Source organism: Halomonas sp. (genome assembly GCF_029263665.1).
Classification (GTDB): Bacteria; Pseudomonadota; Gammaproteobacteria; order Pseudomonadales; family Halomonadaceae; genus Halomonas.
In genome coordinates this window covers 182,420-196,369 of sequence record NZ_JAJUFQ010000002.1, presented here as the reverse complement: position 1 = coordinate 196,369, position 13,950 = coordinate 182,420, and the positions used below count along the sequence as shown (strand labels likewise).

14 protein-coding genes and 1 tRNA gene are annotated in these 13,950 nt (G+C 56.8%); 8 read left to right on the top strand and 7 right to left on the bottom strand.

The genetic code is table 11. From position 1 onward, the window contains the following. Positions 1 to 109 precede the first annotated feature (109 nt). Positions 110 to 973 carry a YicC/YloC family endoribonuclease gene (locus Q1K07_RS02715; protein ID WP_300307423.1) on the bottom strand — a complete coding sequence of 288 codons (864 nt, stop codon included), beginning with the start codon at positions 971 to 973 and terminating at the stop codon, positions 110 to 112. A gap of 166 nt (positions 974 to 1,139) precedes the next feature. On the opposite strand from Q1K07_RS02715, the gene rph reads away from it, so the two are divergent. Next, complete coding sequence (rph, locus tag Q1K07_RS02710; RefSeq protein WP_300307421.1) at positions 1,140 to 1,880, top strand: ribonuclease PH; 741 nt, start codon at positions 1,140 to 1,142, stop codon at positions 1,878 to 1,880. Between the two features lie 110 nt (positions 1,881 to 1,990). Here rph and Q1K07_RS02705 read toward each other — a convergent pair whose 3' ends face one another. After that, positions 1,991 to 2,758: an exodeoxyribonuclease III gene (locus Q1K07_RS02705; RefSeq protein WP_300307419.1), complete on the bottom strand. Its 768-nt coding sequence runs from the start codon at positions 2,756 to 2,758 to the stop codon at positions 1,991 to 1,993. A gap of 211 nt (positions 2,759 to 2,969) precedes the next feature. On the opposite strand from Q1K07_RS02705, the gene pyrE reads away from it, so the two are divergent. Genes pyrE through rep form a run of 3 tightly spaced genes read left to right on the top strand, consistent with a single transcriptional unit; the run spans position 2,970 to position 6,244 of the window. Beyond that, complete coding sequence (pyrE, locus tag Q1K07_RS02700) at positions 2,970 to 3,668, top strand: orotate phosphoribosyltransferase (RefSeq protein WP_300307416.1); 699 nt, start codon at positions 2,970 to 2,972, stop codon at positions 3,666 to 3,668. Between the two features lie 15 nt (positions 3,669 to 3,683). Then, the gene (gene trmL / locus Q1K07_RS02695; protein WP_300307413.1) at positions 3,684 to 4,172 is read left to right on the top strand and encodes a tRNA (uridine(34)/cytosine(34)/5-carboxymethylaminomethyluridine(34)-2'-O)-methyltransferase TrmL; all 489 of its coding nucleotides are present in this window, start codon (positions 3,684 to 3,686) and stop codon (positions 4,170 to 4,172) included. Then, positions 4,169 to 6,244, top strand: coding sequence for a DNA helicase Rep (gene rep / locus Q1K07_RS02690; RefSeq protein ID WP_300307410.1), 2,076 nt, complete (start codon positions 4,169 to 4,171; stop codon positions 6,242 to 6,244). The genes trmL and rep overlap by 4 nt, the downstream gene beginning before the upstream one ends. A gap of 115 nt (positions 6,245 to 6,359) precedes the next feature. Here rep and Q1K07_RS02685 read toward each other — a convergent pair whose 3' ends face one another. Genes Q1K07_RS02685 through Q1K07_RS02675 form a run of 3 tightly spaced genes read right to left on the bottom strand, consistent with a single transcriptional unit; the run spans position 6,360 to position 9,784 of the window. After that, entirely contained in the window at positions 6,360 to 7,700 is a 1,341-nt protein-coding gene (locus Q1K07_RS02685; protein WP_300307407.1) for an MFS transporter, read from the bottom strand. A 57-nt stretch (positions 7,701 to 7,757) separates the two neighbouring features. Beyond that, positions 7,758 to 8,723, bottom strand: coding sequence for a PDR/VanB family oxidoreductase (locus Q1K07_RS02680; protein ID WP_300307405.1), 966 nt, complete (start codon positions 8,721 to 8,723; stop codon positions 7,758 to 7,760). Then, a complete protein-coding gene (locus tag Q1K07_RS02675; RefSeq protein ID WP_300307402.1) occupies positions 8,720 to 9,784 on the bottom strand; it encodes an aromatic ring-hydroxylating dioxygenase subunit alpha in 1,065 nt (354 codons plus the stop codon). Before Q1K07_RS02675 ends, Q1K07_RS02680 begins: the two co-directional genes overlap by 4 nt. A 141-nt stretch (positions 9,785 to 9,925) precedes the next feature. Here Q1K07_RS02675 and Q1K07_RS02670 point away from each other — a divergent pair, with 141 nt between their 5' ends. Continuing rightward, complete coding sequence (locus Q1K07_RS02670) at positions 9,926 to 10,615, top strand: GntR family transcriptional regulator (protein ID WP_300307399.1); 690 nt, start codon at positions 9,926 to 9,928, stop codon at positions 10,613 to 10,615. Positions 10,616 to 10,774: 159 nt separating this feature from the next. Here the strand turns inward: Q1K07_RS02670 and Q1K07_RS02665 are convergent, their stop codons facing one another. Further along, positions 10,775 to 11,323 (bottom strand): c-type cytochrome, encoded by a 549-nt coding sequence (locus Q1K07_RS02665; protein ID WP_300307396.1) that lies wholly within the window; start codon positions 11,321 to 11,323, stop codon positions 10,775 to 10,777. A gap of 254 nt (positions 11,324 to 11,577) precedes the next feature. Between Q1K07_RS02665 and Q1K07_RS02660 the strand changes: the two genes are divergently transcribed. Next, a tRNA-Arg gene (locus Q1K07_RS02660) sits at positions 11,578 to 11,654 on the top strand. An 85-nt stretch (positions 11,655 to 11,739) separates the two neighbouring features. On the opposite strand, the gene Q1K07_RS02655 is transcribed toward Q1K07_RS02660, so the two are convergent. Further along, positions 11,740 to 12,675: an aromatic alcohol reductase gene (locus Q1K07_RS02655; protein ID WP_300307393.1), complete on the bottom strand. Its 936-nt coding sequence runs from the start codon at positions 12,673 to 12,675 to the stop codon at positions 11,740 to 11,742. Between the two features lie 79 nt (positions 12,676 to 12,754). Between Q1K07_RS02655 and Q1K07_RS02650 the strand changes: the two genes are divergently transcribed. Next, a complete protein-coding gene (locus tag Q1K07_RS02650; RefSeq protein ID WP_300307390.1) occupies positions 12,755 to 13,180 on the top strand; it encodes a helix-turn-helix domain-containing protein in 426 nt (141 codons plus the stop codon). A gap of 292 nt (positions 13,181 to 13,472) precedes the next feature. Next, positions 13,473 to 13,838, top strand: a complete 366-nt coding sequence (locus Q1K07_RS02645; RefSeq protein WP_300307387.1) for a cupin domain-containing protein — start codon at positions 13,473 to 13,475, stop codon at positions 13,836 to 13,838. Positions 13,839 to 13,950: the final 112 nt, after the last annotated feature.

Below are 13,950 nucleotides of genomic sequence, written 5' to 3'. Positions count from 1 at the left end.
TCAGGATAATGCGCGTATTCTGTCTCATAATCACTGAGCAGCCGATAAGCCTCCGCGCAGAAACCCTATATTGCAGCAATATAGGGTTTTCCTGGGCTGGGTTGGAGCTCTACTCGATATTCTGAATCTGCTCACGCATCTGTTCGATCAGCACCTTGAGCTCGACGGCGCAGCGGGTGGTGTCGGCGACCACGGACTTGGATGACAGGGTGTTGGCTTCACGGTTGAGTTCCTGCATCAGAAAGTCGAGGCGGCGGCCTACGGGGCCTTTCTGCTGGAGCTGGCGAGCCACTTCGGCAACGTGGGTGTCGAGGCGGTCGAGCTCTTCAGCGACGTCGGCCTTCTGTGCCATCAATACCACTTCTGCTTCGAGGCGCTGGGGATCGAGTTCCACACTTAATGCTTCGAGCTTTTCTTCCAGCTGTTTGCGCTGGCGCTCGAGGATTTCGGGCATACGGGTGCGTACCTCGGCAACGACTTCGCTGATCGCGGACAAGCGTTCCTCGATCAGTTCCCTGAGCCGCTGGCCTTCGCGCTGACGACCTTCGATCAGGTCATTGAGAGATTGCTTGAACAGTTCGGTAGCGGCCTGCTTGATGGCTTCCATGTCCAGTCCGGAGCTTTGCAGCACGCCAGGATGATCGAGCAGGGCCAGGGCGTCGGGCATGGGGGCTTCGGGGAGCGCTTTTCGCACTTCCTTCAAGGCGCCGGACAAGGCCTTGAGGCGCTCTGCATTGACCGTCAGGGTTTCACTGGCTTCACTGGGTTCGAAGCGCAGGCTGCACTCCAGTTTGCCGCGGGCGATGCGATGGCGCAGAGCCTCGCGAAATGCCGGTTCCAGGTCGCGCAGGCTTTCCGGCAGGCGGAAGTGCGGTTCCAGGTAGCGTTGGTTCACACTGCGCAACTCCAGCTGCAGGCTGCCCCAGTCGGCTTCATGTTCCTGGCGTGAGAAGGCGGTCATGCTGTGAACCATGGCGGGCTCCTGAATGAAAAAAATCGGGGTTATGGCCAGTTTACCTGATTGGCTGGCCTACCCGGGGAATGATTGCGGTAGAATGGCGGCCCATTGCCAATTTTCCTGTCTACCACCCCATGGACTTGTCTTCCTGTGCTCGGTGGTGGGCGCCAAGTGAGGTGCCATGTCTTCATCGGACATTTGCCGTCCCAGCGGACGCGCTTTCGACCAGACCCGCGAAATCCGACTCACCCGTGACTACACCCGCCATGCCGAAGGCTCGGTGCTGGTGGAGTTCGGTGATACCAAAGTGCTGTGCAATGCTTCTGTCGAGGCGGGTGTACCACGCTGGTTGCGCGGCAAGCACCAAGGCTGGGTGACGGCAGAATATGGCATGCTGCCGCGGGCAACTCATTCCCGTAGTGGGCGTGAGGCGGCGCGTGGCCAGCAGGGTGGGCGGACGCTGGAGATTCAACGTCTGATCGGCCGCTCGCTGCGCGCGGCGGTGGATCTGAAAAAGCTGGGTGAGTTCACCATCACCCTGGACTGCGACGTGATCCAGGCGGATGGTGGTACACGCACGGCTTCTATCACAGGAGGCTGTGTCGCGCTGGTCGACGCCATTCGCCATCTGCAGCGCAAGAAACTGATTAAGAGCGATCCGTTCAAGCAACTGGTCAGTTCCGTATCGGTCGGGTTGTACAAGGGACAACCCGTTGTCGACCTGGATTACCCGGAAGACTCCAAGGCCGATACCGACATGAATGTCGTGATTGCCGAAAGTGGTGAGCTGATAGAGGTACAAGGAACGGCTGAAGCCGGTACCTTTACCCGGTCACAGCTCAACGCCATGCTCGACCTGGCCGAGAAAGCGGGTACCGAGCTGTTCGAGCATCAGCGCGAAGCCCTGGGGGTTCGCGGCTGAGAGCCACCTTCTCCTCTCTCTCATGTCTCCCTGGAAACGACAACGCCGGCCCTCGGGCCGGCGTTGAGTTATCCGGCCCGTATCCGGGCCAGACGGCGACGCGAACGGGATTACAATGGCAGGTCGTATTCGATGATCAGAGGCGCGAACTCGGAGAAGGTGGCGTCGTAGTCGATCCAGGCGTCCTTCACGTGACGGCGGAAGTTCGGACCGACGACCTGGTAATCCAGGCGCCAACCTTCCTGACGGGAGCGCGGCTCATCCTGATCCAGTTTCGGCCACCAGGTGTACTCATCGCCATCGCGGTTGATCTCGCGGAAGGTATCGATGAAGCCGGTAGGGCCGAACACCTGATCCATCCAGGCACGTTCTTCCGGCTTGAAGCCGGGCGTCGTCTGGTTATCGGACCAATTGGCCAGATCCAGTGTCTTGTGGGCGATGTGCCAGGTGCCGCAAATGATATATTCGCGGCGCTTGCGCGCCATCTTGGCCAGATATTCCTGATACTGCGCCATGAAGGCCTGCTTGGCAGCGGGGTCGCTACCGTCGGGCATCAGGAAACTGGCGATGCTGAAACGGTCGTAGTCTGCCTGCAGAAAGCGGCCTTCATGGTCGCACTGCGGGAAGCCCAGGCCGTACATGATGGCCTTGGGAATCTTGCGGCAGTAAAGTCCTACGCCGGAGAAACCATCCTGTTCGGCATCGAGGAAATAGCCCTCGTAGCCTTCTGGATAGAGGATACTGTCGTCTAGTTCGAAGCTTTTGGCTTTGAGGTTCTGTACACAGACGACGTCGGCGTCCTGATTGGCAAGCCAGTCGAGAAAGCCTCGACCGACGGCCTCACGTATGCCGTTGACATTGATACTGGCGATTTTCATACATGGTCCCTTTTGCGTCGCGCGTGTATGATACCTGACGTTTCGACGTTTGGGTAAATGGCTAGAATCGATAAACGTGATAGATAGGCGCGCCTTATAGAGAGAGGCCCCTTTCTTTCACGATGGCGACTTGGTTTGCCATGCCTCATTAGTCAGGATAGAGCTCCGCGTCGAAAAGCCATAAATCAAGGTATTGCAGTCGGGAGGCCTAGTGGCTGACAAGGCAACTCAACCGTCAGGCGCGACGCGCCTCGAATCCTATCAGCGGGAATTCATCGAATTCGCCATCGAACAAGGCGTACTCAGTTTTGGTGAGTTCACCCTCAAGTCGGGCCGGGTGAGCCCTTATTTCTTCAATGCTGGCCTGTTCAAGACAGGTCGGGCCCTGGCACGCCTCGGACGTTTCTATGCCCAGGCCATCGAAGCCAGCGGCATCTCTGCCGATGTACTGTTCGGACCGGCCTACAAAGGAATTTCTCTGGCGGCTGCGACCGCGGTCGCGCTGGCCGATCATCATGACCGCGATATGCCCTTTTCGTTCAATCGCAAAGAGGCCAAGGATCACGGTGAAGGCGGAAACATCGTCGGGGCTGCGTTAAAAGGTCGCATCCTGATCATCGATGACGTCATCACTGCCGGTACGGCCATCGGTGAAGTCATGCAATTGATCGACGCAGCTGATGCCCAGGCAGCGGGCGTGGTGGTAGCACTCGATCGCCAGGAGCGTGCCAGTGAAGAGACCGATGCCAGCGCCATCCAGCAGGTCGAAGCACGCTATGGCATACCGGTCGTCAGCATCGTCAGCCTTGAACAGGTCCTTGCTTACCTTGAAGAGCAGGCCGAGGACACCTTGAATGTCCATGCCGAGGCTATCCGAACCTATCGTGATCGCTATGGCGTAAGCGCCTGACGTTGGGTATCTACCATGCTTGACGTGGTGCTTTATCAGCCGGAAATTCCCCCGAATACCGGAAATCTGATTCGCCTGTGTGCCAACACAGGTTTCCGCCTGCACTTGATCGAGCCGTTGGGTTTTCAACTGGATGACAAGCGTTTGCGTCGTGCCGGCCTGGATTATCACGAGTGGGCTCGGGTTCAGGTGCACCAGGACTGGGATGCCTTCATGGCCAAGGTGAATCCCGCACGTGTGTTTGCCGTGTCCACCCGGGGGCGGTGTGGCTATCACGAGCCAGACTATCGTCCGGGTGATGCGCTGGTGTTCGGTCCTGAGACCCGAGGCCTGCCTCAAGCCATGATTGATGCGCTACCTGCCGAGCAACGCCTACGCATTCCCATGTTGCCGGACAGCCGTAGCCTCAACCTGTCCAATGCCTGTGCGGTACTGGTCTATGAGGCCTGGCGACAGCTCGACTTCAATGGCGCGGCCTTGCCCGCAGCCAAGGATGAACCATGAGTGCCCCCGATCCTGCTCCTCTGACCATCGCCCAGCGGCTGCGCAAGCTGAACCCGCGTCAGCAGGAAGCGGTGCGCTATATCGATGGTCCTTGCCTGGTACTGGCAGGTGCGGGTTCCGGCAAGACCAGCGTGATCACCACCAAGATCGCCTATCTGATCCAGGAATGTGGCATGAGCGCACGGCGCATTGCCGCGGTGACCTTTACCAACAAGGCCGCCCGGGAGATGAAGGAACGTGTCAGTGGCATGCTCAGGGGACGTGAAGGGCATGGCCTGACCGTATCCACCTTCCACACCCTTGGCCTCAACATCATCCGCGGTGAGCTAAAGGCACTCGGCTACAAGCCGGGCTTCTCGCTGTTCGACCCGGAAGATGCCAAGGCCCTGTTGCGTGACCTGATGAACAAGGATGCCCAGGTCGATGCCGATCAGATCAACCAGGTACAGGCGGCTATCTCCAACTGGAAGAACGACCTGGTGTTGCCCGGTCAGGCGCTGTCGCATGCCTCCAGTGAGGACGAGCATTATGCTGCCCGGGTCTACGAGGCCTATGTGCGCCATCTCAAGGCCTACAACGCGGTGGACTTCGATGACCTGATCCTGCTGCCAGTGGTGCTGCTGCGCGATAACCCCGAGGCGCTGGAGCGCTGGCGGCGCAAGATTCACTACATGCTGGTCGACGAATACCAGGACACCAACATCAGTCAGTACATGTTGGTGCGCATGCTGATGGCCGAGCGTCAGACCTTTACCGTGGTGGGGGATGATGACCAGTCGATCTACGCCTGGCGTGGCGCACGGCCGGAGAACCTCGTCACTCTCGGCGAGGACTTCCCGCGCCTCAACGTGATCAAGCTGGAGCAGAACTATCGCTCTACCGGCATCATTCTGCATGCCGCCAATACCCTGATCGCCAATAACCCCCACGTCTATGACAAGACGTTGTGGTCGGAGATGGGCAAGGGCGACCCGATCCGCATTGTGGTTACCCGCCACGAGGAAGCCGAGACTGAGCGGGTTGCCAGTGAGATCCTGACGCGCCGCATCAAGGAACGGGCCGAGTGGCGCGATTTTGCCGTGCTCTATCGCGGCAACTTCCAGGCGCGGCTGCTGGAGCTCAAGCTCCAGCACTACCAGATTCCCTACAAGCTTTCAGGCGGCACCTCGTTCTTCTCGCGTGGCGAGATCAAGGACGCCATGGCCTACCTGCGGCTGTTGATCAATCCAGCCGATGACAACGCCTTCCTGCGTATCGTCAACGTGCCGCGCCGCGAGATCGGTCCCACCACACTGGAAAAGTTGGCCAATTACGCCACTGAGCGCAATGTATCGCTGTTTGCGGCCTGTCAGGAACTGGGCTTGGCGGAGCAGTTGCCTGCGCGTGCCGTGGAGCGCCTGACGCGTTTTACCCACTTTATCGAAGGGGTGCGCCGACGCATGGACGGCGGCGATGCCATTGCCGCCATTCGCGACATGATGCGTGAGATGGATTACGAGGCTTGGCTCTACCAGAATGCCAGCGCACCGACTATCGCCGAACGGCGCATGGGCAACGTGTGGATCCTGATCGATCAGCTCGAGAAGTCGATGCAGGCGGATCCGGAAGAGAGTACCGCCAGCGAGGACACTGAAACCGATAGCGTGGAAGCGGCGATTTCGCGCCTGGTACTGCGCGACATCCTCGAACAGCAGGCCGAGGAGGATGACTCCGACCGTGTGCAACTCCTGACCATGCATGCTTCCAAGGGTCTCGAGTTTCCGCATGTCTACCTGATGGGGCTGGAAGAGGAACTGCTGCCGCATCGAAACTCCATTGAGTCGGGTACCGTCGAGGAAGAGCGGCGTCTGGCCTATGTGGGCATCACCCGTGCACGCCAGACCCTGACCATGACCCTGGCTCGCCAGCGCAAGGCGTTCGGTGAAATGCTGGATTGTGTACCCAGCCGCTTCCTTGATGAACTGCCGCCGGAAGACCTCGAGTGGGAAGGGCGCGCTGATCGGGAAGATCCAGAACGTAAGCAGGAACGTGGCAAGAGCGCCATTGCCGGACTGCGTTCGTTGCTGGATTAGGTTATCCCCAGTCGGTTGATCTGCTCCGGGTGTGGATAAGACAAGGGCGGTCTCCCGCCCTTGCTGTTTCTGCTTATCGGATCGATTTTATTAGACTGATTTTGTTGGATGGGTTTTATTGGATTGAGCTTTCTGGTTGCCTGCAAGATTGCCGACGGGTGTTTGTGGCCAGCAGTCCTACCAGTGCCGCAGCGATCAACAGCGGAGCAGCCAACGCCAGAAAATAGCTGGGGCGCTGCCAGCCCTCGTCCATGAGTACGCCAGCAAGAGCAGGGCCAATCACCGAGCCGACTCGTCCCATCCCCATTGCCAGTCCGGTGCCGGTACTTCTCAATGCTGCCGGGAAGGTGGTAGGGACGATGACGTAGAGCACCGCGATGGCGCCGAACAGAAAGAAGCCCAATGCGAGCGCAACGGTGGTGAGTAGAAGCGGTTCATAAGGAATGTTGCTGAACAGCACCATGGTCGCGAACAGGGCCAGCATGATGACAACGGCCAGGCGTCGTGCCCCGAGTCTTGTCGCCAGCAGCCCGTAGAGCAGACAACCGATGGCTCCTCCAATATTGAGCAGCATGGCGCCGGAAATACCTCCGCCAAGGCTCAAGCCTGCGTCCGTCAGGATCTTCGGCGTCCAACTGATCATGAAATAGAAGCTCATCATCACGCAGAAGTAGAGACCGCAGGACGCCAGAAAAGGAACACGGTACTCACCGACAAGGAGGTCTTTCGGCCCGGAACGTTCTGCGCCGCCTTGACGTTGTTGCGGAAGCTGTTTCAACTCGGCCAGGTGAAGCCTGGGGAAAATGGTATTGAGCCGGCCCAGTGCATTGCGTGGGCGTTTCTCGATCAGGAATTCCAGCGATTCTGGAAAGCCCCACCATACGAGAGGCAGCAGCAACAACGCGGCAAGCCCGCCGAACACAAAGGGGGCTCGCCAACCGAAGTGCTCTATCAGCTCGACAGATGCCAGCCCTCCGAGGGTGGCGCCAACCGGATAGCCGAGTGAAATGATGGCATTGCATAGGCTGCGGCGGCGGTCATTGGCGTACTCCGTTACCACGATATTCACCGTAGCCAGCACAGCTCCGACGCCAATACCCGTGAACAGACGGGTAATGAACAGCTGTACGACATTCTGGGCCAAAGCCGAGCACAGCATGGATACCATCAACAGGCTGACACAGAGTAATGCCGTTGGTCGTCTGCCGTAGCGGTCTCCTAATGGCGCCACCAGAAAGGCACCAAGCCCCATGCCGAGCAGGCCTGCACTGAAGAGAATTCCCAGTGAAGAGGCACTGACAGACCAGTTCTCGGCAATAGCTGGTGCGGTAAAGGCCATGACTAGCACATCGAAGCCATCCAGTGCTGCGATGAGAGTACATAGCGTGATGATCCATATTTGATAGCGAGACATGGGCCTTGAGTGCAGGCTGTCTCGAGGGTCTTGGGTGTTCATTGTCTTGTTGTTCTCCCGTCAGCGGCCGCTTATCCGTGTGCTGGTGACCTGGCATGATCAAAGGTCGAGGACGAGCCGGGACGACCTGGCTCTTGAGCAGCAGGGGGTAAACTGGTCATTGGCGGCATGCTCGCTATCGTCGAGGTAAAGGTCACGGTGATCGGGGGTGCCTTCGAGCACACCGGTCAGACATGTGCCGCAAACGCCCTGTTCGCAGGAGACCATGATCTCGACGCCGTTCTCTTCCAGCACCTGGTGAACCGTCTTGTCAGCTGGCACGGTATAGCAGTCGCCACTGCTGGCGATGACGACCTCGAAACTGCCATCGTCATCGCTGCTCGTCGTTGCCCCGGCAAAGTATTCGCAATGCAGGCGAGATTCCTCCCAGCCTTGTTCACGGCAGGCCGACAGCACGGCATCAATAAAGCCCTTGGGGCCGCAGACATACGCATGCGAGTTGTCGGGCGCATCACGCAGTGTTTCTACGAGGTTCAACTGGGTCTCGGGCTGGTCGTCGAAGTGGAAGTTCACTCGCGAAGAGAAAGCGGAGGTCTCGAGGTATTCTGCGAAAGCGGTTCGCGGTCGGCTACGGGTGCAGTAGTGCAGAGAGAATTCCGTTGCGCCATGAGCCAGGTGCTCAGCCATGCAGAGAATCGGCGTGATACCGATTCCACCTGCAAACAGCAGGGTATGAGGGGCGGGTTCCAGCGGAAAGTGATTCTTCGGTGCGCTGATCTGCAGGAGGTCTCCTGGCTCGAGACTGTCGTGCATGGCCACCGAACCGCCTCGCGATTCAGGGTCCTTCAGCACGCCAATTCGATAGGAATAGGGCGTTTCAGAGCGGTTGCACAGTGAGTACTGCCGGATGATGTCGTCGCTCACGCGCACATCGATATGCGCCCCGGCGTTGAAGGCCGGCAGTTGCCGGCCATGGGGATCTATAAGCTCGAAAACGGCAATGTCCTCGGCACCCATTTCCTTGCGTGCCACTTCGACTATCAGGGAAAGCGTTGGCTGACTCATGCTGACCCTACCTTTTTCAGTGTGGTTTCGGCAGTGGCTTGCTCCTCGGCAATCAGCCGTTCGATGATGCGCCTTGCCTGCACGCCGCCACCGTCGATGTTGAGCTTCAGCAGTTGGCGGTCGGGGTAGGTCGAGAGGTTACGTTGCTGGGCCTCGAGCATGTCGAGATCCTCGGCAAAGATCTTTCCCTGGCCCTCACGAATGGTGGCTGTCAGTTGGTCATCTTCAGGCTTGAAGTTGCGGGCCATGCCCCAGAAATACCAGATCGAGGTTTCTGTCTCCGGGGTGATGAAATCGACCACGATGCTGGATGCCTTGGCATCCGCGGGGGCGTCGTAGCCACCTTTACCGGCATGGGCCACACCCACTTCAATCATGACATGGCTGGGAGGCGTGAAGCGGCAGATTTGCCAGCGATCCACCGGGACATCGTCCGCCAGGTCATTGCCACGCAAGGCGGCTTGCCAGAACGGTGGCGCAGGAATGTTCTCCATGGTCCGTGAAGTGACGACTTCCTCACCATTGACCGCGGTTTTTGGAGCGGCTTCCTCGATTTCCGGCTGGCCGATGCTGGAGGCATGGACATAGGTTTCATGCGTGAGATCCATGAGGTTATCGACCATGAGTCGAAATCCGCAGTGGATGTGATAAAGGCCACCGCCATAGGCCCAGTCAGGGCTTTCTGCCCAGTGCAGGTGAGGAATCTTCTCGGGGTCGGCCAGAGAGGCATCCCCCGGCCATACCCAGACAAAGCCGTGGCGTTCTACAACGGGGTAGGCCTTGATGCCAGGAAACCCCTTGACGCGTTGGCCCGGCATGCTGGAGCAATGACCTGTACGGGACATTTCGAGGCCATGGTAGCCGCATACCAACTTGCCATCGCGTACGAAGCCCAATGACAAGGGTGCGCCACGATGGGGACAGAAGTCTTCCACGGCTGCTACTCTGCCTTCCTCATCACGGAAGAAGACGATGGATTCATTGCAGATTTTCCGCCCCAGCGGCGCCTGTTCGAACTCATCGGGCGTACAGGCAACATACCAAGTATTCTTGGGGAACATTATCATTGTCCTCATTAGCGTCACGGGAAATATTATCTTTTGGATCCAAAGTTAAGCTCTGAGGGTACTGGTTCGTCAATTTAGACATTGGTTGGATCCAATTGATGGAAGGAAGCCAATGCAACCGGATAGGAGAAGACAGTGAGTCGCAGTTCATCCGATATCGTGAATAGCTTGAGGAAGCTCATCAGCGATGGTCACTACTGTCCGGGAGAACGTGTGGCTGAGCTTCATGTAGCTGAAAAACTGGGAGTTTCCCGAACCCCGGTGAGACTTGCTTTTCGTACGCTGGAGCAGGAAGGACTGCTTCAGCGAGCGGGTAAACGTGGCTATGTCGTACGCGAATTTACCGAAGAAGATGTACAGATCGCGGTAGAAGTACGGGGTGCTCTCGAAGGACTGGCAGCCCGGCGATTAGCAGAGCGCGGTATGTCTGAGGAAGTCGCAAAGCGATTGCTGGAATGTTTGCACCAGGGGGAGGAGCTGTTGGGAAAGGGGTATCTCACGGTTGATGACATTGCCACCTGGAGCGATATCAATCGCCGCTTTCATGGGACGCTGGTGGCGTCTACCGGAAGCCAGGTCATTCAGGATGCAATAAATAAAAACAACCACTTACCCTTTGCTTCTGCAGACTCGATCATCATTGATACCGAGGCATTGGACAGCGAGTATCACAAGCTGCGCATGGCACAGATGCACCACAGGCTAGTCTATCAGGCATTGAATCATGGAGAGGGGGCCCGCGCCGAGATGCTGATGCGGGAGCATGCTTATATCGGACTGCGCTATGTTGAACTGCTGGGAGTGGATCCAATTGCCACCGAGTGATTTCTCAGGCCTTGAATTGGATCCAAAGCATTAGTGGCCTATGGAGCAAGGTGGTACGAAACGTCATCGACAAGAGCCATGTTCGATAGGTACCGATGCCAAATCAGAGCACAGGGGATATGCAGCATCCCCTGTGCTTCTGCATGTATTGTCGTCAGGTCATTGGACCATATAGTCCACTGCTGCCTTCACTTCCTCATCGGACAATGACGAATCGCCGCCCCTGGGAGGCATGATGTTGAACCCATTGATGGCGTGGTCATAGAGTGTATCGATGCCTTGGGCCAAGCGTGGCTCCCAGGCTTTAGCATCGCCACGAATGGGGGCACTTGCGATACCTGTGTCGTGGCAGGCCATGCACGTTTGTTGGTAGATGGTCTGACCATCGATTGAAGCCATTTCCGCTTCTGAATCAGCAGCTGTAGATTGCTTGTCCGCCGTTTGGGCTGCATCTTCAGTAGTGACGTTGTCTTGCTTGTCACCTGAAGCGGCGGTGTCTTCGGCAGTACTGCTTTTCGTGGCCGGAGCCTCTTTGGCAAGTTCCGGGACGCCTGTCTGGCACTCTTCACCCTTGACGCATAGTTTGCCGACGGGGGCCAGGCGTTTGGCCATATCGGTATCATCCTGCGCCATCACTTGGCCGGAAGCCAGTCCCAGAGCCACCAGGCAACCCAGGATTGCTGTGCCGGATTCCTTGAAAATAGTCACGCTGTCCACTCCTTGTATTCTGCTTATTATTTCGCCTTTCCTTCTTCGTAGAATAATGCTAGAGCTCATTACAACATCGGCAGGCGCATATGGCGGCAGTATAGACAGATCACTATCACCGCGAAAACGAACCGTGTTGCTGGATGCCGTGTTATGCACAGTCGGCAAGCGTCTGATAGCCAATGGATCGAGTGGACAGCAAAGGGCATGCAGGGTAGGATATGGCTCGCCGCGAAACGCGCTTTCGTGGCTTGGCGCCCTTAGCTCAGCTGGATAGAGCGTTGCCCTCCGGAGGCAAAGGTCATAGGTTCGAATCCTATAGGGCGCGCCATGAACATCAGTAAAAACGGCCACTTAGCGAATTGTCGCGGTGGCCGTTTTTCGTTGTCCCTGGTATTGCCTGTTCTTTCCGCAGCCTAGCTCTCAATCAAGTTATGGCGAATCCAGTTCAAGACATCGACGGTTTCGAAGCCCTGGAGGTGATTGAAAGTCGCTTCCTTTGGCCAGGCGACGCCAACGCCTGCCGCGAAGACCGCGCGATATTTGAGCAAGTTATTATCGGGATCGGCTTTCAGTGCATTGTTGAGGTGGTGAGTCGACCATTCTTCTCTCTTGAACGCTCGGCCAAGCTGCTGCTCCAGCATATCCGCCAGCTCCCCGTAGCTGATAGTATCTCCCGCGACAAATACGGTTTCGTTGGTAAAACGAGGTTCATGAAACAGAATCGCCGCAGTGAGACGCCCGATATCTTCCGGTGTGGTCACGGTGACCTGATTATCCCAACTGCCTAGCGCATGCACTTCGCCTCTCTCGAGATCCACGACATCGAAAGCCGGCTCGAAAAGGAAACTGGTGAACATGCCCGTTGCAACGATTAGCCATTCGGTATGGCTCTGTGTGCGGAGCATATCTCGCACGTCGAGTTGTTCATCGAATACGTCCTGGGCGCTGCCTCGGCCAATCGTGTCGTAGTCGACGCCAAACTGCCATGGTATATACCTTTTGATGCCGGCTTGAAGCACTGCCTCGGTGATTTTTGTCTGAGTGCCGCAGCCAGCCGAGAAGCCAATGCAAGAAATGACGGTATCGTAGGGAGAGAGCAGGGTGGCAAGCGCGTCCTTTTCGGTGGAGACGATATCGCCTGGAACGACCTCGATGTTTAACGCCCTCAGTTCGTCGATTTCCCGTCTTTTGATTGGCTCCGTTGTTTCTATCGTGGATGGTCTCAACAGCACGTGGACTCGCGTAGCGTGATGATCGCGGGCGTGATTGGCCAGATGGCGCAGAACCTCTAAACCCAACTCTCCTGCGCCCAATACCAGTATGGCGTCCTGCTTGTCGGTGCGATTCATGCTATCTCCAACATTGACTGCCTAGCTTGAGGTAGAGGATGTTTGCATGAAAGAAATCCCCACATAAGTAGGTACATCAGTGATACCGCAAGACGAAGACGAACTGTTTTCCCGCTCGCGGGCGCTCTGCGATGCAATGGCAGACGAGGATGACTGGCTGAAAAGAGAAGTGTTGTCTCACGCCGGCAATCGTTGGGCTTTCGGAGTTATCTACGCGCTCAAGGAGAGCGGTAGACTCAGGCACGCCGAGATTCGCCGAAAGCTCGATGGGGTCACACAACGGATGCTGACGAGGACACTACGACAGCTTGAACGAGATGGGCTGATCCTTCGCCAGGATCATCAGGAAGTCCCTCCCCGAGTCGAGTACGAACTGACATCGTTGGGAGAAGCGTTCCTGCTGCACATCATTCCGATGTGGCTTTGGATCTTTGAGCATGCTGGAGATTTCCGCAAGGCTCGGGAAGCTTATCTGGTGGCATCCAGCGAGCAGCCAGGTGGCTAGCTTATCCCTCCTTGCGGCCAGCTCCTGTCTCTCTGAGCTCCGCTGCTCCTCGGTACACTGTCGATACCCCGTCCTGCCTGCTAAAACGGTAACTCTCATGCATCGGCCACCAAGCACGCGCGATTACGGGAGCGTATCCATTCGTGTTATGCGGCCAAATCATACTTGAACTTCTATGGAACGGAGGTGGGCAGAATGTATGGTGTAACCGGATGACCAGACCAGTGCATTCAAGTTGATGAACGAGCTGCCTAGATGGGAACTGTTAACAAGAAGATAGAGGTAGGTACCAGTGCAATCAGACGTAATTAATTTAGCCGAAAAATTCAGAAAGTTTTCTGAATATTGGTCGCCCCGTGTCGTCGCTGAGATGAATGACTATCAGTTCAAGCTGGCAAAATTCCAGGGCGACTTTGTCTGGCATGATCATAAGGATACAGATGAGGTTTTCCTGGTGATCAAGGGAAAGATGGGCATCCATCTTCGGGATGGTGTCGTTTATTTATCCGAGGGTGAAATGTATGTCGTTCCCAAAGGCGTAGAACATAAGCCCTTTGCTGAAAGTGAGTGCCATGTTCTCCTAATTGAGCCCCGAGGTGTCATTAATACCGGAGACTCGGGCGGTGAGCTTCAAGCCAAGAATGATGTCTGGGTCTAGCGGTTGCTCATCTTTTGCCAATGAAATGCTGTTGTCGAACACATAAAAGAGCTTGTTCTTGATGTTCGAATTCTATAGGACGCGCCATAAACATCATTAAAAACGGCCGCTT

Bases quoted from the DNA above. Each gene is read 5' to 3' on its own strand.
- Q1K07_RS02715 (WP_300307423.1), bottom strand. From the start codon at position 973: ATGGTTCACAGCATGACCGCCTTCTCACGCCAGGAACATGAAGCCGAC.
- rph (WP_300307421.1), top strand. From the start codon at position 1,140: ATGTCTTCATCGGACATTTGCCGTCCCAGCGGACGCGCTTTCGACCAG.
- Q1K07_RS02705 (WP_300307419.1), bottom strand. From the start codon at position 2,758: ATGAAAATCGCCAGTATCAATGTCAACGGCATACGTGAGGCCGTCGGT.
- trmL (WP_300307413.1), top strand. From the start codon at position 3,684: ATGCTTGACGTGGTGCTTTATCAGCCGGAAATTCCCCCGAATACCGGA.
- rep (WP_300307410.1), top strand. From the start codon at position 4,169: ATGAGTGCCCCCGATCCTGCTCCTCTGACCATCGCCCAGCGGCTGCGC.
- Q1K07_RS02685 (WP_300307407.1), bottom strand. From the start codon at position 7,700: ATGAACACCCAAGACCCTCGAGACAGCCTGCACTCAAGGCCCATGTCT.
- Q1K07_RS02680 (WP_300307405.1), bottom strand. From the start codon at position 8,723: ATGAGTCAGCCAACGCTTTCCCTGATAGTCGAAGTGGCACGCAAGGAA.
- Q1K07_RS02675 (WP_300307402.1), bottom strand. From the start codon at position 9,784: ATGTTCCCCAAGAATACTTGGTATGTTGCCTGTACGCCCGATGAGTTC.
- Q1K07_RS02655 (WP_300307393.1), bottom strand. From the start codon at position 12,675: ATGAATCGCACCGACAAGCAGGACGCCATACTGGTATTGGGCGCAGGA.